The sequence below is a fragment of the Agarivorans sp. 1_MG-2023 genome, assembly GCF_030548385.1.
In the GTDB taxonomy this organism is placed as follows: Bacteria; Pseudomonadota; Gammaproteobacteria; order Enterobacterales; family Celerinatantimonadaceae; genus Agarivorans.
Map to the genome: position 1 here is coordinate 181,185 of NZ_JAUOSJ010000009.1, position 20,592 is coordinate 201,776.

The window sequence follows — 20,592 nt, forward strand, 5'->3', positions numbered from 1 at the left end:
TATACATTTATGAAAATATTGACTACGGGGGGAACCGGCTTTCTTGGTAAGGCGCTTATTAATCAATTTTTAGCAGCCAAGCATTCTGTTGCTAACATCGGAAGGCGTTCATTCGGTGACTCAAGAGTGATAGATATAAAAGCTAATGAACAATATGAAGATTTTTTAAGTGATTTTCAACCTGACTACATTATTCACCTTGCAGCAGCTTTCGATAATTCTAATATAGATGAGATTGTAGATGTAAATATAAAGCTTCCATTAAAGTTGTTAGAGTTAGCGAGCAATTGCGGTAGTTGTTTTGTGTATATAAGCACTTATTGGCAACTAGGTTGTAAAAATAAAGTCCATGCTCCTATTGACCTGTATTCCGCATCAAAAAAATCGATGGCGTCATTTATGGAACTATATAGTGGGTATCATAATGTGCCTTGCAAGGAAGTAATGATTTATGGAACCTACGGTTCCACAGATAATCGAGGTAAATTATTAGATATCTTGATCAATGCAGCTATATCTGGTGAGTCAGTTGAACTATCTCCTGGCGAACAAAATCTTAATTTGGTTAACGTTAGTTCGCTATCTGGCAAGATGGTTGAACAGTTGCTGATTGATAATGGTTGTATGCATGAGAAGTTGGCATTTATCTCTGAGCGCAATTATAGCCCCATTCAGTTAGTAGAACTCATTAGAAAAAATAGCCATATTAATGTTGATTTTGGAGCTAAAGAGTATCGTAAAGTAGAAGTAATGGAACCCATTTTTGACCCAGATTTCAAATTTTTTGTCATGAACGATGACATTCCAGAATACATCAAGCAAGCTTTAAATTGAGGTTGCTATGAAAAGTATCTATAAAATACGTTCTCGTTTTAACTTCCTTTTAAATCTTTTAATTTTTAAAGCTAAAAATATCCAGTATGTAACTTTCCCCAAAATAAATGGGCGGCCTGTTGTCATAAATGATGGAAGTATTTTATTCGGTCGGGATGTTAAAATTAATTCTGGCGTTAAGACTAATCCAATCGGCGGTGACAGTATATGTATATTCAAGACCTTCAGTGGAGGACGTATTACCATTGGTGATAACTGCGGTCTTTCAAATTGTAGTATTGTCGCAATGTGTGCTATTTCTATAGGTGTAAATACCAAAGTTGGCGGAGGTGTGAAAATGTATGATTCTGACTTTCATAGTCTAAACTATATTTTCCGCAGAGACTCTTCGGCTGATAAGTCTTTATCAAAGAGTATTCATATAGGTAATGATGTATTTATTGGAGCTCACTGCATAATTCTGAAAGGTGTTCTTATCGGTGATAGAGCTATTGTAGGTGCAGGCAGCGTCGTTACAAAAAATATACCTAGTGGCCAAATTTGGGCAGGCAATCCAGCTAAAAGGATCGGTGATGTATAGTTTAACGATCTATATACCGAGTTATAACAGAAGTGAGTACTTATCTAGGACTTTAAGTAATTTATCTGCGAGCATTGAAAAATTTGGATTAGAATCAGACGTTTGTATAGTTGTTAGTGATAATTGTTCTGAAGACTCTGGATACTCTGACATAGTCCATGATTACTCAAGTAAAAGTTATTTTTCTTATGTAAGGCAAACTGTAAATATTGGTCTTGCAGCAAATATTAACTTCGGGTTTTCAAGTTTAAATTTCGAATATATATGGGTGTTATCAGATGATGATAGCTTAGAGCTTTCATTTGTTCCTAAGTTGATCTCATATATTAGAGATGGAAAATTTGATCATTTTTACATTCGTAGCTCGATTACAGGAGATTTTCGTTGTGATGAAGTTCATGGTGACGCTTTAAGCGATTCGAGAGCTATACTAGAAACATATTCTAGCTTTGCTATGCTCGGCCTTATTTCGGCTAATATATACTCAAAACGTATTTGTGAGTACTCTAGTATAGGTTACGATCTTAGTTGGACTCTGTTTCCACATGTAGCAATGTTTTTAAAAATGTTAGATGAAACTAGGTATGTTAAATCAAAGATTCTAGGAAGTAAGGAGAATAAGCTAATTTGGGATGGGCGTCGAAGAAGCTATTCGCCTAGAAATGCTTATGCGGGAATGATGCGATTAGGTGGTGAATTAAATCCAGAAAACAGAAAGGTTTTTCTTAACACTCTGTTGGATGATTTTGGGAGAAGCCATGTTGTGAATTTATTTTTCTCAGATAAACTTTTTCGTTTTCATTTTATCGATAGTTTTGGTTACTCAGCATTGTTTAAACTATTCGTAAAAGTTGTTAGTGGGAAGCTTAAAATTGGTTAAACGGTGGGATGTTCCCCTGTCCTGGGTAGCTAGATTCTTCGGACTGTTCGTCTCTATTTCTACTATACCTCATATTATCACAAATGTCGGAATTGAAGGGTACTCTGATGTAGCCTTGATACAGGCACTGTTACCTTGGTTATTATTGCTTGATATGGGGACTGGTAACTACTTAAAAAATCTTTTAACTGTTAGAACAAATTCTTTCTTACTTAAAAAAGTTGTAGTGGGTGTTACCCTGATTTTAGCTTCCCTATTTGTGCTCTTTTTTCTTGTATTCTATATTTCTTGGGAAGTGGTTGATAAATTGTATTTATCTGGGGAAGGCACCTATGAATTTTTTTACCCTTTCTTACTTCTAGCACTGGTGGCGCAATTAGAAATATACACAAAGTTTTTATATTCTTTTTTTAAATCAAGCGTCGTTAGCTTTACGAATATTTTGAGCTTTATGGTTGTCTTTTTACTCGTTTTTCAATCAAAATCAACTGAGCCAGCTGATTATTTAATGATGATGTTGTTGCCGGTTTTTGTCTCTAAATTGTTTCTTGCTTTATATTTTTTTCGTATGTCTGGTATAGGTTTTTTTTATTTAAAATTTTCTTTTAGTAGGTATTTAAAGCTTGCTCATTTCTGCATAAAGAAATCTAAAAACTTTTGGATTTTAGCTATTATGGGGACATTTATAGTTAGTGTTGATGTTTTTATAGCCTCACAGTTTTTAGATTCAACAGAAATTGCTGTCTATCTTATTATATTGAGACTTTATTTAGCTGGTTACACATTAATCTCTAGCTTCGTACACATTTATTGGCCAAGGATTACAATTATTATTACAAAACGGCAGAGTAGGGAGCTATATATACTTTTATTTTCGGTTTTTTCGCTTTTTTCCGTGGCAATAGTAGTATCAACTTTATTTCTAAATTTTGCTATATCTTATTTCGACAATGTGAATGCATTTCAAGAGTTGAACGATAGTAATATTAATGTATCTATGCTGCTATTTAGTTTCGCCTTGTTGTTCATTATTAGACTTTGGGTTGATTTGTTTTCTACTGCACTTCAAAGTGTCGGAGATACCAAGCTCATTATAAGATTGATGCCGCTGCAATTGATTTCTGGTTTGGTTTGCCAAGTTTTTTTGGCTAAAATATTTGGGCCTGTAGGACTAGTAATAGGTTTAGCTTTTTCTTATTTCGTCGTTATGGCTTATCCTCTTCCTAGGGAAGTATATCTTAAATTAACGAAAACTTCATATTAGTGTTTGGGAGGGACTTTGAAGATTATTATTGTTTCAGGCATGGCTATAGGTAGATCAGGTGTAGGTCAATTTTTAGAAGCTTTCCAAGGAGATGAGAGATTTCAATTGATTTGCAGGAAAGACAGAAAGTCACTGAGAAACCTTGTTGCAAAAAAAAGGTACTTAAACATTGTGCTAGAAATCATGGCTCGCCTTTTTAATGATCTGTGTTTTTATTTCAAATTGAGAACCATTAAAAAGAATGTTGTTATTATCGTTCATCCTCAAACACTAGGGTATTCCAATTTTAGATTTATAACTGAAAACAATGTTTCCTATTTATATTTGTTGGACTCTTGGTACTTCTGTATACGTTCATATAATTACGTAGAAAGAAATAAAGAATGTTTAAAGTGTATTGAATGCCCGACTAGTAATCGCTTAAACATGATTGCTCGAACCGAATGTCGTTCTTTTCCAACCCTGCTGTCTCGAACGAAGTATTTGGCTTACTCTCGTTATGTTAAAGAGGCTATCGAAGCTGAAGACTTGAGATTGCTCTATCAAAATGATTCTCAAAAGCTACTAGCGAGTCGATTTTTTAGCGCTAATAAGGGCAGTGTGGTGGGTATGCCAGCAGTTAAAAATGTGGGTGCAGCGCCTTACGTTAGCTTGGAGCTCGAAGATTTCGATTTTGTTTATCACGGGACCAAAGAGGCCGCGAAAGGTATTTATTACTTTTTGTCAGTTGCCGCTCTGATGCCCGAAAAAAGTTTCTTTGTACCGGTTGAGCGTTCTTCAATTTTTGAAGGTGACAACACTAATTACAAAAAATTTGATTCTTTAAGTAATGTTACATTTTGCGACTGTACATGGGAGTCAGGGTTAGCAGACGTAGTGAAGCGGGCTGGTTTGGTAATTAACCCCACATTGTGGTCTGCTCCTGTTGAGGGGGCCCTAATTAAATCTATGCTGATAAATGACAATGTTGCCACCATCGCTTCCGGATACTCTTTCAGTACTGAAATTCCCAAAAATGCTATCGTCGAACTGCCGAATTGTGAAAAAGCTGCAGCTCAAAAACTGAGAAGTTTAGCTGGGAACTGGAAACTCGATAAAGAAGCAAAAGATAAGTGGATATCTAAATTTATGAGCAAAAATAATATAGACAGTATATTTGAATCAGTTTGGAGTGACTTGCATGTGCGATGATTATGCTCCGGTAGTCGTTTTTGTATTTAATCGCCCACATCATACAAAAAAAGTATTTGAGGCTTTGTCTCAATGTGTAAACGCAGATTCTACGGAACTTTATATATACGCTGATGATGCTCGTACTCAACAAGACTCAGAGGACGTAATATTAACCCGAAAGAATATCCGAAAGGTTACTGGGTTTAAAAGCGTGAGTATCTTTGAGTCTAGTAAGAATCTTGGTTTGGCTGATAGCATAATTAGAGGAGTCACTGAAGTTGTCAGAAAGCACGGAAAAATCATAGTACTTGAAGATGATATTATTGTTGCCCCAAATTTTTTGACTTATATGAATGATTGCCTTAACTTCTATCGAGATAAAAAAGGGGTGTGGCAAGTCTCTTCGTATAGTTATGCACCTATGGTTAATATGGTTGATAGCAAGTGCTTATTGCCAATAACTAATTGCTGGGGGTGGGCTACATGGGCTGACCGCTGGGAGCATTTCGAGCGAAATCCTCTAGAGCTAATTAAATCGTTTAATAAACAACAATGTTATGAATTCGATTTACAAGGACGTTTTAATTTTTGGGAACAGGTTAAGGCTAATTATTCTGGTCGGACTAAAACTTGGGCGGTATTTTGGTACGCTACCGTTTTCAAAAATGGAGGCTTAACTGTTTACCCAAGAGATGTGTATTCCGAAAATATTGGGTTTGATGGTTCGGGGGTTCATTGTGATGCTTCAGATTGTTTACCCCGTAATTTGAGTAACTCCCCCGTTGATAGCTACTTCCCTTACGCTATAGATTTCAATGTTTATGAACAAGTCTGTAATGATATGAAATTGAGTCTCCCAACGGTATCTGAGCGAATTTACAAAAAAGTTAACAGATTGATAAAGAGATTTTTACATTTATGATTTTGCATCTAAGTAAATATTACTACCCTTATTTCGGTGGTCTAGAAAAAGTGGTTCAAGACTTAGCTGAAAACCCAACAGACAATACCCCTGTAACAGTAATATGTAATAGCTATGAAGTAGGTAAAACAGAGGAGGTGAAGATCAATAATGTTAAGGTCGTCAGGTGCCCTATTGTTTTTTCCTTAATGTCAAGCCAATTCTCATTGTCTTACTTTTTGGCATTAGGTAAAAGAATTAATAATAGTATCGTGCATATACATCTGCCCAACCCTTTTTCAACATTTTTTGTTTTGTTATATTTGTTAATAGGTAAGAGCTGCAAAGGTCTCGTAGTTCATTGGCATAGCGACGTGGTTTCTCAAAAAATAGGCTGGTTTTTCCTACGCCCCTTTGTTAATTCTCTTTTGAAACGTTGTGATAAGATTATTGTTACTAGCCCCGCTTACTTGGAATACTCTGTACAGTTGAAAAACTTTAAGTCAAAGTGCGAAGTTATCCCTATAGGTATTGATACTATTGAGTTAAATGTAGATAACGATCTCGTAAAAGAGATTAAAAATAATTTCACTGGGCGAAAGATAGTCTTTTCACTGGGAAGACATACTTATTATAAAGGATTTGATTTGCTGATTGAGGCTGTTAGAGATGGTTTTGATGATTCCGTTTTCCTAATCGGCGGAACAGGAGAGCTTACGGATGAATACAAGGCTAAGGTCGATGAATATGACATTTCTGCCAAGGTTTTTTTTCTCGGTAGGCTGAGTGAAGTAGAAATGGCTTCATACTTTGCTGCTGCAGAAGTGTTTTGCTTTCCTTCATGTGAGCGAAGTGAAGCCTTCGGATTAGTGCAATTGGAAGCTATGTCCGTTGGCACACCAGTTATTAGTGCAAATATCGAAGGGAGTGGGGTTCCTTGGGTCAATAAGCATTTAGAGTCTGGCTTAGTGTTTGAAAATCGGTCAGTTATTGGCCTAAGAAAAGCGCTATCACAACTATTAAATGACAACGAACTTCTTAATAAGCTTTCGGTCGGTGCAAAAAGTAGGTTTAATAGAAATTTTACCACCGAGAATATGACTGGTGATATAAACTCGATATATACGGATATTTTAGATGGAAAAAGTTAGGCGTTCAGTTTATCTATTCGATTTTGGAAACCATTATAAGCAAATTATACATTCAAAAGAACTTTACAAAACATTTGGTGAAGTAAAGGTCATCTGTACTAAAAATCAAAAAAATAATTATAAGGAATTTTTAGAGGCGGATTGTCTAGACGTTATTAGTTTTTCTACATTATTTTTTTTGTTTGTTAAGGCTGTTTCTTCCAGTCGGTTTGTGTTGCTAACAGGCCCTTTTTATACAAAGTCATTAGTTAGGTTTTTGTCTTCAGTTTCTATTTTTTTTGTTCTGTTAGCGAGACGATGCCTGTTTAAATGGAGTGTGGTTTATGTTAAGGATATCAATAGCTATACTAACGGAAGTGTTCTTGACCGTTTAAGTTTAAGTCTAGCTAATAACATTTTTTTTGAATCTGAAGCGCTATCAAAAATAGCATGTTCTCTTGGTGTCGGCACAAAGGAAAAGAATAAAGCGTCATATGTTTATTTTGACCAGGTCGATTCTTCACACAAGCAAGCTAACTATAAAGTTGACATGTCTCCTATTATGGATGCAAAAAAAAATGGTTGCTTAATTGTTGGTGTTATTGGACAGTTCGACACACAAAAAAGGGACTACCAACTATTACTACAGTCCAAATCGGAAAAGATTTTTTTTGTGCAAGTAGGTCGTTACGTGACTAGTGAAAGTAATGCTAAAGCAGTTAATGAACTTAAAGGTTTTTTAAATTTTCTTCAAAACGATTTTAGTAATCGCGATTTGGATTATGTACTGAGTCATTGTGATGTGTTGTTGAGTTTAAATAGCGACAGTGCAGGCTACGATAGTTGTAAGGGAACTGCTGCCTTTGGAGAAGCCATATCAGTAAGGAAACCATTAGTTATACCTAGTTTTTGTGATAAAGATATGGAGTTTAAGAGTTTTTGTTTTTACTATACAGATAGTCAATCCTTTTCTAATGCAATTGCTAAATCCAAGTTATTTAGAGGGACAGTTGCTTTTGATTATTTCAATGTTGAGAGAGTCAGGCAAAGGCTTTTACATTGATACCTTCAATCATGATATTTGGATTCGCTTTGCTTTTATGTTCTCCTTATGTTAGGAGTCATAAGCACTTGTTAACAAGTTTTTTATGTTTTTTATTAGTTACTTCTTTCGCGTTTTTGGCTAGTACTCGACAGATTGGTGTTGTTGGGTCAGATGATGCTATTGCGTATTATTGGTATTACGATTTTTTAAATAATGTTGGCATCCGCGTATTTTTTAGCGAGGTGACGTTTGAGCCGTTCTTTACTGCCCTCTACTTTTTTAGTTCCTTTTGGGTTTCAACCGAGCAAGAAATGCTTTTCTTTTTCTCTATGTTATGTAATGCATTGTTTTTTATTGCGATTTATAATAAGAAATCGAGATGCCGCTCGGTTTTTGCTTTGTTTTTGATTCTTTCAAATACATCCTTGTTATTTTATGAAACTCAGCTTATTAGGCAAACTTTGTCATTGGCGTTCTTTGTTTTGGCATTGTCATCCAACAAATACAAAAAAATGTTTGTTTTTTTGTCTGTCTTTACTCATTTCTCAGCGGTTTTATTCTTCTTTTTCTTGTTTGTCGGTAAGAAAATACTCTCTATTAACCGTAGTTATAGGGTGGTGGGCTTTTGCGCTTGTGTAGCTGTTATTTACTTAACTCTAACTTTTTTATTTGGCTGGTTTATTTCTAGTTTAGGGGGCGCTGGTTCTATCATCGCTAATAAAGCTTTGTATTATAACGATATCAGTCAGGGGGCTCTAAATTATAAGCTTGTGTTCATCGTTAGTTCCCCTGTTATTTTTTTTGTTGGTCTCGGTGCAAAGGGCAGCAAGTTTGAACATAGCCTGATCTTCCTATATGTTGGCTGCGTGGTTACCACGTTAGGTTCAAGCGTCGTACCGCAAGTATCAGAACGTTTTTTTGTTGTTTGCCTGATACTCTTTCCTCTAGTAATGCTTTATTTGTTATTAAATTACCTTAAGTTAGATAAGTATTTGCAATACTCAGCTTGCCTAGGAATGTTTACTTTGTTTCTTTATAAATTGTTTTTTTCAATCATGTCATCGAAAACGGGCTTTAGCCTACTAAACGGTGAGTTATCAGGAAGTGTATTTTGATTCTATCGATCGTGGTTCCTACTTATGGTAATTTTACTTCTGTACGACGGTTTTGCTCGCGTTTATCTGAGTTTGACTTTAAAAGCGTTGAGGTGATCGTTGTAGATGGTAAATGTTGCCCAAAAATAAGAGATCTTCCGAATTTATTCGAAAATGTAAAAATTGTTTCTGAAAAAGATGGTGGGATTTATGATGCAATGAATAAAGGTATCGAATTTTCTCAGGGCGACTGGCTTGTTTTTTTTGGTGACGATGACCATTTTTTTAGTGATTCAGTGTTGTCAAATGTGTTCGACAGAAATCTTCAAGGTTATGATTTGATAATTGGCGATGCGGAATACGATAATGGTCGCTATTTTTCAAGTTGTTTTGATATTCGGATGTTGTTTAAACACACTTTATGCCATCAGTCTGTGTTTTATAGAAGAGCTGTTCTTCAGTCTAACAAGTACAGTTTAGAGTATAAACTGGCAGGGGATTATCATCTAAACCTTCGATTGTTTAAGAATAAATTGTCTGCTTTGTATTTAGCAGAGCCACTTTCTTATTGTGGAGCTGACGGTTTTTCTAGTAAAGGGTATTTGGTAGGTTACCTCGAAGAGTTTTATGCCGTTAAGCAAGTTTATGGGTGGCCAACTTGTGCTCTAGCATTTTTGTCTAGCACTATCCGTTTTTCTTATAAAAAGTTTAGGAATCTAAGGTTTTAATGAAAAACAGTCACTAAATTTCAGGGCATGTTTGGTTGTGGTGGTCAACTAAATTTGGCCGTCTCGTTATAAGTTCTAAAGTACTGGTGCTCAGCTTTTAAGGGCAGCGTTCCATTATTAGGCTGATGCAGCCTATAGTGATTGTAATAGCCAATGATGTATTGCGTTAATGAACTTGCTGCCTCAGGTAATTTCTATATCCAACTCTTGGCATCAGTTCTGTTTTGAAGCTCCGAAAGAATCTCTCCATGGGGTTATTATCTCAGCAATTCGCCCGTCGTCTTAAGCTTTGGTGTATGCCATGCGCGGCCTGAATAATTGACTAGTGTAGTGACAACCCTGGTCACTATGAAATAACAGCTTACTTGAGCGTTGTCGGCTTTGGAATGCCATCCTCAATGCCTTTTTTGTTAGCTCGCTGTTAGGACTAGCAGAAGTGGCCCAGTCAATCACCTTGCGAGCATATAAATCCAGTACGACTGCAAGATAAAGCCACTTTGAGCCCGTCCATACATACGTAACATCACCGCACCATATTTGGTTGGGGGCGTCTGGAGAAAATTGACGCCCCAAAACGTTAGGGATACTCAGGTGCGCTCTCTCAGCCTTAGCATATTTGTGAGTAGGTAATTGTCGACTCACAAGTCCTTCTTGTTTCATCAGCTTGCTGACCAACCATCGGCTCACTTTAAAACCTGAAGTTGCCAATAACGACACTAAGGTTCGTTCACCAGCTGAACCATGGCTAATACCAAACCAGCGCTTTAATTCAGCAATCAGCTTTACGCGCTGAGGCTGAAGTGTTGGCGGGTGCTTATACCAATACCTTTGATGGAGTCCTGCATCAAGAGAGCTGATGCCTTTTTTAGAATTAAGTTATCCTTTTCAAGTCGCTTTAACTTGCGCTCAAGCTCGCGAATTTTAACTTGGTCAGGCGTAAGAGGAGTTGCTGATGAGAGTTTTCCGTTGCGTTCTTCCCGTAGCTGGCGAGCCCATTTATCAACGGTAGACTTACCCAGTCCTATATCAACGGCAGACTTACCCAGTCCTAAGTTGTCAGCGACATCTCGAATGGTACGCCCTTCATCGACTATCTGTTGAGCCACTTCCAATCGGAACTCAGGTGAATATGTTGGTCTTGTTCGTTTTCTCATAAATTTCTTACCCAATAATGGTGATGATATCACCTCTAATTAGGTGGCCAAATTTACTATGCCATTACAACCCAATAGAAAATCATTAGGTCAAAGTCATAACTTTTGTGGGCAAATGTAATCTATGTTCAAATGTTTATCATCTCACTATTAAAATACCGTTACTAACACCGTATACTACTTGAAATTTTATTAAGCGCCAGGTGCGCTTATTTTGTTACACACGAATGGTTTAAAAAATGAATAGGATCTTAATCACTGGTGGCGCAGGTTTTATTGGCAGTGCGGTTGTTCGCCACATCATAAATGACACTCAAAATGCAGTACTAAATGTGGATGCTTTAACCTATGCAGGGAATGAAGCGTCACTTGATAGTATTGTAACAAGTTCACGCTACACATTGTTGCAGGCCAATATTTGTGATAAGGCAGCTATGTTCAAAGCTTTTTCAGAGTTCCAACCAACTGCGGTGATGCATTTAGCTGCGGAGTCTCATGTCGACCGCTCGATCGATGGTCCCGATGAGTTTATTCAAACCAATATTGTTGGAACTTATGCCTTATTAGAAGCCGCTCGGGAGTATTGGGTTACGCTTAAAGATGAGGCTAAAGCTGCGTTTCGCTTCCATCATATCTCTACAGATGAGGTGTACGGCGATTTGGAAGGTACTGAAGATTTGTTTTTGGAGACCACGCCTTACGCGCCTAGTTCTCCATATTCTGCTTCTAAAGCTTCTAGCGATCACTTAGTCCGCGCTTGGCATCGTACTTACGGTTTACCTGTAGTTATTACTAATTGTTCTAATAACTACGGACCCTATCATTTTCCAGAAAAACTCATTCCGCATGTCATTTTGAACGCCCTAGATGCTAAAGCTTTACCGATATATGGTGATGGATTGCAAATCAGAGATTGGTTATATGTAGAAGATCACGCTCGAGCTCTATACCAAGTAGTGACGACAGGAGAAGTGGGTGAGACTTATAACATTGGTGGCCACAATGAAAAAACTAACATAGATGTAGTGAGAACTATTTGTGGACTTTTGGAGGAGTTAGCGCCTGCCGAGGCTAAAGCAAAGTTAACAGCCGCTGGCAAGAAGCAGTTTGAAGATTTAATCACCTTTGTAAAAGACCGTCCCGGTCACGACGCTCGTTATGCTATTGATGCATCTAAAATAGAACTAACTTTAGGTTGGACGCCTGAAGAGAGCTTTGAAAGCGGTATTCGAAAAACAGTCGAGTGGTATCTTATGAATCCTGAGTGGTGGCAATCGGTACTTAGTGGTGATTATCGTTTGGAGCGATTAGGTTAAAGGCATTATGATGACTGAGCATGTAGAATGTGAGACTTATAAAGGTATTGTGTTAGCTGGTGGAAGTGGCACTCGTTTACACCCTATAACTATGGGTACATCTAAACAGTTGCTACCTATCTACGATAAGCCGATGATTTTTTATCCTCTGTCGGTGCTAATGCTATCTGGTATTAAAGATATATTGATTATTTCTACCCCCGAGGACTTGCCTAATTATCAGAAGATACTCGGCGATGGTAGTCAGTTTGGTATCCAGCTTAGTTACGCTGAACAACCTAATCCCGATGGCTTAGCACAGGCATTTTTGATTGGCGAGCAATTTATTGGTGATGATAACGTTGCGCTAATTTTAGGAGATAACGTTTTTTATGGTCAGCACTTTAGCGACAAATTACTAAATGCTACACGCAAAGAGAGAGGCGCGACGGTATTTGGTTACCATGTAACAGACCCAGAACGCTTTGGGGTAGTTGAGTTCGATAAACAAGGTAAGGCACTGAGTATCGAAGAGAAGCCGACAGAGCCAAAATCTAACTACGCAGTAACTGGCTTGTATTTTTATGATAACTCGGTGGTTAATATCGCCAAGTCTATAACTCCCTCGTCGCGCGGAGAGTTAGAGATTACCGATGTAAATATGGCTTATTTGGAACAAGGGCAATTGCAGGTTGAGCTGCTCGGCCGAGGTTTCGCATGGCTTGATACAGGTACTCATGATTCGTTGCTTGAAGCGGGGCAATACGTGCAAACAATCGAACACCGCCAAGGGCTTAAAATAGCTTGCTTAGAAGAGATTGCGTTTAAGCAAGGCTGGCTAAGTAAGAGCCAGTTGCAATCTCAAGCTTTAGCGCTAAAGAAGACCGGATATGGGCAATACTTACAACGCTTGCTTGACGAATAGTTGTATTTGGTAAAGCAGAAGGAATTTACATTGAACATAATAGATACTTGTATTGCTGATGTGAAAATTATCGAACCTAAGGTGTTTGGTGATGAACGCGGCTTTTTTTTAGAAACCTTTCAGGCAGAACGGTATAAAAACGCGCTTAATATTGAATTTGATTTTGTCCAAGATAACCATTCACGCTCTGGAAAAGGCGTATTGCGTGGCTTGCATTTTCAGAAAAGCAAACCGCAAGGGAAGCTGGTTCGTGTAGTGCGTGGCAGTGTGTTTGATGTGGCTGTTGATATTAGAGTTGATTCTCCTACTTTTGGTCGTTGGGCGGGAGTTGAACTCACCGAGGAAAATAAGCGCCAGTTCTGGGTTCCGCCAGGGTTGGCTCATGGTTTTGTCGTTACCAGTGAGCTTGCAGACTTCGAGTACAAATGCACAGACTATTATGATCCTAGTGACGAGGGCTGTTTAGCTTGGGACGACAGTGAAGTGGCTATTGATTGGCCGGCTATTGATGTGTTCTTATCAGAGAAAGACAAATTAGGATTGTCACTTAAGGATTTAAAATCAGCATGAAAATACTGCTAACTGGTGCTAATGGTCAATTAGGCTCTTGCTTACAAGACTTAGCAATAAAAAGTGACTTATTTGAAGTGCTTGCTACAGACTATAAAGACTTGGATATTACTAACGAAGTTGCAGTAAAAGCTTATGTTGAGGTCCATCAGCCTGATATTATTGTGAACGCAGCCGCACACACTGCGGTAGATAAAGCACAAAGTGAAGTTGAGCTAGCTACAGCTATAAATGCGAAAGGCCCTGAATATTTGGCCAAATCCGCACAGAATGCTGGTATTCCAATGATTCATGTGTCTACAGATTATGTATTTGACGGTACTGCTACAGTTCCTTATAAACCCTCACATTTAGCCAAACCGTTAGGTGTTTATGGTGAGACGAAATGGCTAGGTGAAGAAGCCGTTCGCAACACCTTAGCTGAGCACATTATTATTCGCACTGCTTGGGTATTTTCGGAGTATGGTAATAATTTTGTTAAAACCATGCTACGCCTTGGCGAGGAGCGTGAAGAGTTAGGGGTAATTGCCGACCAATATGGTTGCCCCACATATGCAGGCGATTTAGCTGCATCAATTTTAAAGTGTTGTGAGAAAATAATGCTAGGCCACAGAGCTTGGGGAAGCTTTCATCATTGTGGCGATTTACCCACTAGCTGGCACGGCTTCACTCGAGCTATTTTGGCTGAGGGGCTAGCGCAAGGCAAGCTACCTAATATGGCAAAACTGAATGCCATAAAGACTGATGATTATCCTCTACCTGCGCCACGTCCAGCTTATTCAGTAATGGATTGTAGTAGCATGAAACAAGCTTGGGGTGCAGGGGCTAGCGATTGGCGGGCAGCGCTAACTAAAGTTGTTAATCTTATATAAATAATTATTGGAACTATTACCTATGAAAATTGCTGTAGCCGGTACTGGTTATGTTGGTCTGTCAAACTCTATGTTGCTTTCACAACACCATGAAGTTGTCGCTGTAGATATTGTTGCCGAAAAAGTAGAGTTGCTTAATAGTAAGCAGTCACCAATTGTAGACTCTGAGATCGAAAGTTTTCTCGCAAATAAAACCCTAAATTTTACCGCTACCTTGGATAAGCAATTAGCTTATCAAGACGCCAATTATGTAATTATCTCAACTCCAACCGACTATGACCCAGAGACTAACTACTTTAACACTTCATCAGTTGAAGCGGTTATTAAAGATGTTCTTGAAATCAACCCTCAAGCGGTAATGGTGATTAAATCTACCGTGCCTGTGGGTTACACAAAATCAGTACGCGAGAAGTTTGGTGTAGATAATATTATTTTCTCTCCTGAGTTTTTGCGCGAGGGAAGAGCGTTACATGATAATCTGTACCCTTCCCGTATTGTGGTGGGAGAGGAATCAGAGCGGGCACAAATTTTTGCTGATCTATTGGTAGAAGGTGCGATAAAAGAAGATATAGATGTTCTTCTTACAGACTCTACCGAAGCAGAAGCGATTAAGTTATTTGCAAATACCTACCTTGCGTTACGCGTAGCTTATTTTAATGAGCTTGACACTTATGCCGAAACTCATGGTTTAGATAGCCGCCACATCATCGAGGGAGTCGGTTTAGACCCGCGCATTGGCAGCCATTACAATAATCCTTCGTTTGGTTATGGCGGATACTGTTTACCTAAAGATACTAAGCAGTTATTGGCCAACTATAAAGATGTACCCAATAACATTATTGGTGCGATTGTCGATGCGAATACCACCCGTAAAGATTTTATTGCTGAGTCAATTGTAAGCAGAAATCCCAAGCGTGTCGGGGTATATCGCCTTATCATGAAATCAGGTTCAGATAACTTCCGTGCTTCGAGCGTGCAAGGCATCATGAAGCGTATAAAAGCCAAAGGTATAGAAGTCGTGATTTATGAGCCAGTGCTTGAAGAGGATGAATTCTATCATTCTAAGGTGATGCGTAATTTAGAAGAGTTTAAACACAGCTGCGACGTTATTATCGCCAATAGAATGGTGGACGATATCAAAGATGTTGCAGATAAGGTTTATACTCGGGATTTGTTCGGTAGTGACTAAAGCCTAGCTTGTTGCCCGATTTATAAAAGCCAAGATGCGAATCTTGGCTTTTTTGTTCAAGAAATTTACTCACAGCTTCGAGGGCTCGAGTTTTAATTACATAAATTTTTTAGGAGTTTTCATGGCCAATACCGCAGCGGCTTTACACATATTGGTAAAGCATAAAGAACAAGCTGAAGATATTATTCGTCAGCTTAAAAAAGGGGCTAAATTTCAGACCTTAGCTAAAAAGCATTCTAGCTGCCCGTCAGGAAAAAAAGGCGGTGACTTAGGCGAGTTTCGCCGTGGGCAAATGGTGCCTCAGTTTGATAAGGTATGCTTTGGTGGCGAAATGCTGGTACCTCATTTGGTAAAAACTAAGTTTGGTTGGCATGTGGTTAAAGTGCTTTATAGAACTTGAGTCAGACGAATGCCAATGGAACTAGTCAATGCTTGCTAGTTGCTAGTAAATGGTTCGCACAAACAAGCATTGGTAGCGTTAATAAGTTAAGAGCAAGTAGTTGGTAATTGATGCTCTTCTCTAATCGCTTTTAATTTGTCTAACCCTTCCGCAAGCTCAGACTGCGCCTCAAGTACATTACTTACTTCTTTATCTAGTTTGATAATGTCTGCGTAACTAGTATTTAACTTCTCTACTTCACCGGTTTCAGCGTAGGTGAGTGCTTGTACCCAAATACCGGCTTCTTTGTGGTTTGGGTTAGCTGAACTAAACGCAATGTTCGCGTTGTTTAACGCGCTTGAATAGTCGCACTGTGCTAGAGCTACAATACCATCTACCGCAGGCTCGCCGATTAACTCTACTAACTGTTCTTTAGAAGGTAAGGCCTTACTGTCGGGTTGTGAAGGCGTAGTTGGTTCTGAGTTACTAGCGCTTTCTTTGGAATCTTGGACCGCTCCAACCACTGCGCCAGATGCCGCTCCTACCGCTGCTCCTCGAGCTGCTGATTCTAGTGGGTCTCCGCCCCAAATCAATCCAGACACCAAACCGCCTGCCGCTCCTGCTAGTGCACCAGTGCCAGCGCCTTCGGCTGTGTTTGCGCAACCTTGAATACTGATAGTGCAAGCGGCTATAGCCGTAGCTAGAAGATATTTAGTTTGTGTAGTGGTTTGTTTCATTAGTTTTGCCATTGTTATTTCCTTATTAAAAAGCATCCGTAAATTGGTTACTTATTAGCATTTGCTTTAGTTTACTCTCAAAATGGAAAATCCATGCATAGATTTAGACTTAATTTCTCAGATAGTGAGTGGCTGTAACTAGGCGTATTTAAAGGCTTATGTAAAATATTTTGTATGAAGCTTTCGTTCATCAGCACAAAGTGTTCAGTTTTCTAGTGTTCAAAGTGAATGTGCTTCACGACTTTGCTTATTACTATAGTGCTGCCTTTGGCATATACGTAAACAATGATAAAGTAACGTGGTCGGTAGTTGGATTGCTTCTTACAATTACTTCACGATACGTATGGATACTGGAAGGTTTAGGGAAGTTACTTTATCAAAGAAGATGCAGTAGGGTAATGCTGTGAGAATTACCCATATAGTTTGGAATTTGCTCGGGCTAACCTTTCCTCTGATTGTTGCTGCGCTAACTGTTCCTCATTTGATCACCATTATTGGCACTGAGAGATTTGGCTTTTTAACCCTCGCTTGGGCTGCAATTGGCTACGCTAGCATTTTGGATTTAGGTGTTGGGCGTGCTGTTACTCAACAAGTCGCTAGCTATTTAGGGGCGAATCAAAAGCAACATATTTCAAGCTTGGTTTCCACTGCTATAGCCTTAACCTCATCAATAGGTTTGTTGGCGTTTTTGTCTATTTTTTTGCTTGTTAGTTTAGGCGCAACAGAGTTCATCCCTAGAACCGAGGTACAAGCCAGCGAACTTCGTTGGGGGATCATTCTTCTCGGTATTGCTATTCCTCTACAAGCTGTAAGCGCCACTTATAAAGGCGTTAATGAGGCTTACTTAAATTTTAAAGGCATTAGTATTCTTCGGGTTTTTCTCGGGTCTGCTAATTTTGGTTTACCTTATTTATTGTCATTTTACTGCCCTAGTTTACAGTGGTTAATTCTTAGCTTGGTCGCTTCCCGGCTGATTGCTCTTGTTGTTTATCGGCAGTTAGCTCTGCGCCAAATCATTCAATCTACAAATCGCTCCGTTGGTCTTTCCTTTGATTTTTCATATATGAAACAGCTTTTTAAATTCTCAGCGTGGGTAACTTTAAGCAGTATTATTGGTCCATTTTTGGTTCAAGCTGATCGTTTTTTTATTAGTGCTATGATTTCAGCAGCAGCGGTGACGGCTTATGTTATTCCATTTGAGATTTCGGTTCAGTCTTTGGTATTGGTAGGCGCTATTAGCTCAGTGGCCTTTCCCACAATTAGTGGATTACTGAGTTCAAATAGAGAGCAGGCTGAAAAGGTCTTTTTACGTTGGCTCTTTATTGTTGCGGGTTTCATGGCTATTGCTATGGGAGGATTAAGTTTTGCGATGCCTTATATCTTGAACTTTTGGGTAGGCGAACATATCAGTAATGAGTCTATTCGAGTAGGGCAGTTACTATGTTTGGGAGTTTATATAAATTCTATTGGATCCATGGTTTACTCTTGGTTACATGCTAACGCAAAAACTAAATCTACAGCCCTGATTCATTGCTTTGAGCTACCGATTTTCTTTGCTTTGTTATATGTTTTTATTAGTTTGTGGGGTATTTGGGGAGCTGCACTAGCTTGGGTTTGTAGAGTTTTTATTGATACCTGCCTGTTGAGCCTGGTTGCTTTGCATTACCAGCGGCTAAAGTGTTCTAACAGTGGGCATAGTTATAATGCCTGTTAGTACGCTCTCTGTTATTGCATGTATTATTACCTGTGCATTAGTTATTTTTAATAGTTTTGCCTACCGAGACTTTCGGCATCCTGCCATTATACACTCTGTAATCTGGGCTTCTATTTTAGTCTTACATACTTTTATACCGCATGGGCTTTATCCCGCGGGCGCTAATATTTTATCCGTTATCGTGTTGTCCCTGGTGTGCTTTAGTGCGGGGGCTTTACTTGTTTCATTTATGTTTCAAGATAAGCCCGTTGCTACTAGTCCAAAAGAAAAGGCTCACTACGACGTCCCATTATTTCGTCGTTTCTATTGGGTCTATTTGCTTGGCGCAGGCGCAATGTCTCCATTGGTTTTTTTAAAAGCAAAGTCAATTGCAGCTCATGGTACGACAGACTCTTTTATGCTCAATCTTAGGTTGGGCCTAAATAACGAAGCGTTTGGGGGAAGTTATGGATGGATGGGCTATTTTAGTTTGGTTGCTATCGCAACGCTATTTCTAGTTGCTTTGGATATTGGTAATAGCAAAGGTAAAAAAGCTTTTTGCTTTGCTCTGCCTTTGGCTATGTTTTTTGTTGTGATGAGTACAGGAAGAACCTACTTCTTTCTCGTTGTTATCACTTTATTGTTCATTTTTTCATTTATTAAACCTAAGCAATTTGGCTTAAAAGCGTTTGCTCTGGGCTTTTCTCTGATCTTACTGTTTTTCTTTATCATTGGCATGGTAATGGGGAAAGTAGGTGAAGGAGCCAGTGGTGCTTTGTCATCCTTGTATGTGTATCTCTTGGGAGGAATATCTGCTTTTGACGTTGTTCTTAGTCAGAACTTTGATCTGCAATATGGAACTAATACTTTAAGGACTTTTTACGCGGTATTAGCCAAATTAGGCTTTGAGTTTTCAGCTGTTAAATTAGTTAAAGAGTATGTCTATATTCCCCATGCTACCAATGTTTATACAGTTTTCTATCCCTATTATTTAGATTTTGGTTTGATGTACATTTTTACTTCTCAGTTTGTTTTTGGGGTTTTTCATACGGTGCTTTATAAAGGCGCGATTCAAGGTGGCTACGGCTACATACTTGCGTATTCTATCAGTGTTTACGCACTCTTTATTCAGTGGTTTCAAGACCAATATTTGTCGCTGTTAACCAGTTGGCTTATCGTTTTTGCCTTATTGGCAATACCGCTGATTTTTTCCAAAAGGACATAGGAACCAGGTGTGCAAGTAGATGTAGTGATTGTTAATTGGAACTCTAAAAAACTACTGGAGAAGTGCGTTGATTCGCTGCTGTTACATGGAGGGGAAGAGCTTAACAATATTGTCGTTATCGACAATGCCTCTAGCGATAACTCTTTAGCTTTTTTAACTAAACATCCTCAAGTATTGCTTTTCTCACAAGAGGAAAACTTGGGTTTTGCAAAAGCGTGTAATATCGGCGCAGCTCACTGTAGTGCTGAGTATATTTTGTTTTTAAACCCAGATGCAGAGGTCTTTGAAGGCACGCTTCAGCGCGTAACCGCGTTTATGAGCGAGCAACAAAACCACCGTATTGGTGTTTGTGGTGTTCAGTTGATTGATGAGAGCGGCCTTGTGGCGCGGAGTTGTTCTAGAACCGCGACTTTTTCAGGTTTAATCATGCACGCAGTTGGCTTAGATAGAAAATGGCCAAGTTTAGGGCAGGCTATGAGAGATTGGAACCACCTAAATGACAGCGTTGTTGATCAAGTAATTGGTGCATTTTACTTTGTACGACGAGATTTGTTCGTTCAGTTAGAGGGTTTCGACGAGCGTTTTTTTGTCTATTACGAGGAAGTAGATTTTGCTTACCGAGCAAAACAGAAAGGGTATTCAAGTTATTTTCTCGCTAGCGAGAGAGCCTTTCACGAAGGCGGCGGCACCTCTAATCAAGTTAAAGCCGCTCGACTTTTCTATTCGCTAAGAAGCCGATTACAATACTCATTTAAGCATTTTCATTGGTTTAAAGCCTCTATTATCACCTTGGTTTCTATCATTATTGAGCCTCTTATGCGTTGCTTACTGTGTGTCTCCCGTAAGGATCTTTTTGGTGTTAAAGAAACGCTGCTGGCTTATAAGAATCTACTTAAATGGTATGTAACAAAAGGGGAGCGTTAG

At 38.8% G+C, this 20,592-nt stretch carries 20 protein-coding genes and 1 pseudogene; 19 read left to right on the forward strand and 2 right to left on the reverse strand.

The features are described from left to right. Positions 1-9: 9 nt before the first annotated feature. The 10 genes from Q4592_RS14610 (at position 10) to Q4592_RS14655 (ending at position 9,629) form a co-directional block, all read left to right on the forward strand. Positions 10-834, forward strand: coding sequence for an NAD(P)-dependent oxidoreductase (locus tag Q4592_RS14610; RefSeq protein ID WP_303514405.1), 825 nt, complete (start codon positions 10-12; stop codon positions 832-834). A gap of 7 nt (positions 835-841) precedes the next feature. Then, entirely contained in the window at positions 842-1,414 is a 573-nt protein-coding gene (locus Q4592_RS14615; RefSeq protein ID WP_303514408.1) for a DapH/DapD/GlmU-related protein, read from the forward strand. Continuing rightward, positions 1,407-2,294, forward strand: a complete 888-nt coding sequence (locus Q4592_RS14620; RefSeq protein WP_303514411.1) for a glycosyltransferase family 2 protein — start codon at positions 1,407-1,409, stop codon at positions 2,292-2,294. Before Q4592_RS14615 ends, Q4592_RS14620 begins: the two co-directional genes overlap by 8 nt. Beyond that, on the forward strand, positions 2,287-3,558 hold the full coding sequence (locus Q4592_RS14625) for a lipopolysaccharide biosynthesis protein (RefSeq protein WP_303514413.1): 1,272 nt from the start codon (positions 2,287-2,289) through the stop codon (positions 3,556-3,558). The genes Q4592_RS14620 and Q4592_RS14625 overlap by 8 nt, the downstream gene beginning before the upstream one ends. 15 nt (positions 3,559-3,573) lie before the next feature. Further along, complete coding sequence (locus Q4592_RS14630) at positions 3,574-4,749, forward strand: hypothetical protein (protein WP_303514416.1); 1,176 nt, start codon at positions 3,574-3,576, stop codon at positions 4,747-4,749. Further along, the gene (locus Q4592_RS14635; RefSeq protein ID WP_303514418.1) at positions 4,739-5,653 is read left to right on the forward strand and encodes a glycosyltransferase family 2 protein; all 915 of its coding nucleotides are present in this window, start codon (positions 4,739-4,741) and stop codon (positions 5,651-5,653) included. Before Q4592_RS14630 ends, Q4592_RS14635 begins: the two co-directional genes overlap by 11 nt. Next, on the forward strand, positions 5,650-6,783 hold the full coding sequence (locus Q4592_RS14640) for a glycosyltransferase (protein WP_303514421.1): 1,134 nt from the start codon (positions 5,650-5,652) through the stop codon (positions 6,781-6,783). Before Q4592_RS14635 ends, Q4592_RS14640 begins: the two co-directional genes overlap by 4 nt. Then, on the forward strand, positions 6,770-7,825 hold the full coding sequence (locus Q4592_RS14645) for a hypothetical protein (protein WP_303514424.1): 1,056 nt from the start codon (positions 6,770-6,772) through the stop codon (positions 7,823-7,825). The genes Q4592_RS14640 and Q4592_RS14645 overlap by 14 nt, the downstream gene beginning before the upstream one ends. 68 nt (positions 7,826-7,893) lie before the next feature. Beyond that, the gene (locus tag Q4592_RS14650) at positions 7,894-8,922 is read left to right on the forward strand and encodes an EpsG family protein (RefSeq protein ID WP_303514426.1); all 1,029 of its coding nucleotides are present in this window, start codon (positions 7,894-7,896) and stop codon (positions 8,920-8,922) included. A gap of 11 nt (positions 8,923-8,933) precedes the next feature. Beyond that, positions 8,934-9,629 (forward strand): glycosyltransferase, encoded by a 696-nt coding sequence (locus Q4592_RS14655; RefSeq protein WP_303514476.1) that lies wholly within the window; start codon positions 8,934-8,936, stop codon positions 9,627-9,629. 44 nt (positions 9,630-9,673) lie between these two features. On the opposite strand, the pseudogene Q4592_RS14660 reads toward Q4592_RS14655, so the two are convergent. Next, a pseudogene (locus Q4592_RS14660) lies at positions 9,674-10,783 on the reverse strand (IS3 family transposase). 239 nt (positions 10,784-11,022) lie between these two features. Here Q4592_RS14660 and rfbB point away from each other — a divergent pair. The 6 genes from rfbB to ppiC all read left to right on the forward strand — a co-directional run bounded on the left by rfbB (position 11,023) and on the right by ppiC (position 16,034). Beyond that, complete coding sequence (gene rfbB / locus Q4592_RS14665; RefSeq protein WP_303514429.1) at positions 11,023-12,099, forward strand: dTDP-glucose 4,6-dehydratase; 1,077 nt, start codon at positions 11,023-11,025, stop codon at positions 12,097-12,099. A gap of 7 nt (positions 12,100-12,106) precedes the next feature. Then, positions 12,107-13,003: a glucose-1-phosphate thymidylyltransferase RfbA gene (gene rfbA / locus Q4592_RS14670; protein ID WP_303514432.1), complete on the forward strand. Its 897-nt coding sequence runs from the start codon at positions 12,107-12,109 to the stop codon at positions 13,001-13,003. A gap of 30 nt (positions 13,004-13,033) precedes the next feature. After that, positions 13,034-13,573, forward strand: a complete 540-nt coding sequence (rfbC, locus tag Q4592_RS14675) for a dTDP-4-dehydrorhamnose 3,5-epimerase (RefSeq protein WP_303514435.1) — start codon at positions 13,034-13,036, stop codon at positions 13,571-13,573. Beyond that, positions 13,570-14,445 carry a dTDP-4-dehydrorhamnose reductase gene (gene rfbD / locus Q4592_RS14680; RefSeq protein WP_303514437.1) on the forward strand — a complete coding sequence of 292 codons (876 nt, stop codon included), beginning with the start codon at positions 13,570-13,572 and terminating at the stop codon, positions 14,443-14,445. The genes rfbC and rfbD overlap by 4 nt, the downstream gene beginning before the upstream one ends. Before the next feature lie 22 nt (positions 14,446-14,467). After that, on the forward strand, positions 14,468-15,634 hold the full coding sequence (locus Q4592_RS14685) for a nucleotide sugar dehydrogenase (RefSeq protein WP_303514440.1): 1,167 nt from the start codon (positions 14,468-14,470) through the stop codon (positions 15,632-15,634). Between the two features lie 121 nt (positions 15,635-15,755). Further along, positions 15,756-16,034 carry a peptidylprolyl isomerase PpiC gene (gene ppiC, locus Q4592_RS14690; RefSeq protein ID WP_303514443.1) on the forward strand — a complete coding sequence of 93 codons (279 nt, stop codon included), beginning with the start codon at positions 15,756-15,758 and terminating at the stop codon, positions 16,032-16,034. A gap of 86 nt (positions 16,035-16,120) precedes the next feature. Here the strand turns inward: ppiC and Q4592_RS14695 are convergent, their stop codons facing one another. Beyond that, the gene (locus Q4592_RS14695; protein WP_303514444.1) at positions 16,121-16,762 is read right to left on the reverse strand and encodes a glycine zipper family protein; all 642 of its coding nucleotides are present in this window, start codon (positions 16,760-16,762) and stop codon (positions 16,121-16,123) included. A 391-nt stretch (positions 16,763-17,153) separates the two neighbouring features. On the opposite strand from Q4592_RS14695, the gene Q4592_RS14700 reads away from it, so the two are divergent. The 3 genes from Q4592_RS14700 to Q4592_RS14710 are packed head-to-tail and all read left to right on the forward strand — an operon-like array spanning position 17,154 to position 20,592. Further along, a complete protein-coding gene (locus tag Q4592_RS14700; protein ID WP_303514446.1) occupies positions 17,154-18,464 on the forward strand; it encodes a flippase in 1,311 nt (436 codons plus the stop codon). Further along, positions 18,454-19,668 (forward strand): O-antigen polymerase, encoded by a 1,215-nt coding sequence (locus Q4592_RS14705; protein ID WP_303514447.1) that lies wholly within the window; start codon positions 18,454-18,456, stop codon positions 19,666-19,668. Before Q4592_RS14700 ends, Q4592_RS14705 begins: the two co-directional genes overlap by 11 nt. A gap of 9 nt (positions 19,669-19,677) precedes the next feature. Beyond that, the gene (locus Q4592_RS14710; RefSeq protein ID WP_303514450.1) at positions 19,678-20,592 is read left to right on the forward strand and encodes a glycosyltransferase family 2 protein; all 915 of its coding nucleotides are present in this window, start codon (positions 19,678-19,680) and stop codon (positions 20,590-20,592) included.

Coding starts and splice junctions, on each gene's coding strand:
- Q4592_RS14610 (WP_303514405.1), top strand. CDS start 10: ATGAAAATATTGACTACGGGGGGAACCGGCTTTCTTGGTAAGGCGCTT.
- Q4592_RS14615 (WP_303514408.1), top strand. CDS start 842: ATGAAAAGTATCTATAAAATACGTTCTCGTTTTAACTTCCTTTTAAAT.
- Q4592_RS14620 (WP_303514411.1), top strand. CDS start 1,407: ATGTATAGTTTAACGATCTATATACCGAGTTATAACAGAAGTGAGTAC.
- Q4592_RS14635 (WP_303514418.1), top strand. CDS start 4,739: ATGTGCGATGATTATGCTCCGGTAGTCGTTTTTGTATTTAATCGCCCA.
- Q4592_RS14640 (WP_303514421.1), top strand. CDS start 5,650: ATGATTTTGCATCTAAGTAAATATTACTACCCTTATTTCGGTGGTCTA.
- Q4592_RS14645 (WP_303514424.1), top strand. CDS start 6,770: ATGGAAAAAGTTAGGCGTTCAGTTTATCTATTCGATTTTGGAAACCAT.
- rfbB (WP_303514429.1), top strand. CDS start 11,023: ATGAATAGGATCTTAATCACTGGTGGCGCAGGTTTTATTGGCAGTGCG.
- rfbA (WP_303514432.1), top strand. CDS start 12,107: ATGATGACTGAGCATGTAGAATGTGAGACTTATAAAGGTATTGTGTTA.
- rfbD (WP_303514437.1), top strand. CDS start 13,570: ATGAAAATACTGCTAACTGGTGCTAATGGTCAATTAGGCTCTTGCTTA.
- Q4592_RS14685 (WP_303514440.1), top strand. CDS start 14,468: ATGAAAATTGCTGTAGCCGGTACTGGTTATGTTGGTCTGTCAAACTCT.
- ppiC (WP_303514443.1), top strand. CDS start 15,756: ATGGCCAATACCGCAGCGGCTTTACACATATTGGTAAAGCATAAAGAA.
- Q4592_RS14695 (WP_303514444.1), bottom strand. CDS start 16,762: ATGGCAAAACTAATGAAACAAACCACTACACAAACTAAATATCTTCTA.
- Q4592_RS14705 (WP_303514447.1), top strand. CDS start 18,454: ATGCCTGTTAGTACGCTCTCTGTTATTGCATGTATTATTACCTGTGCA.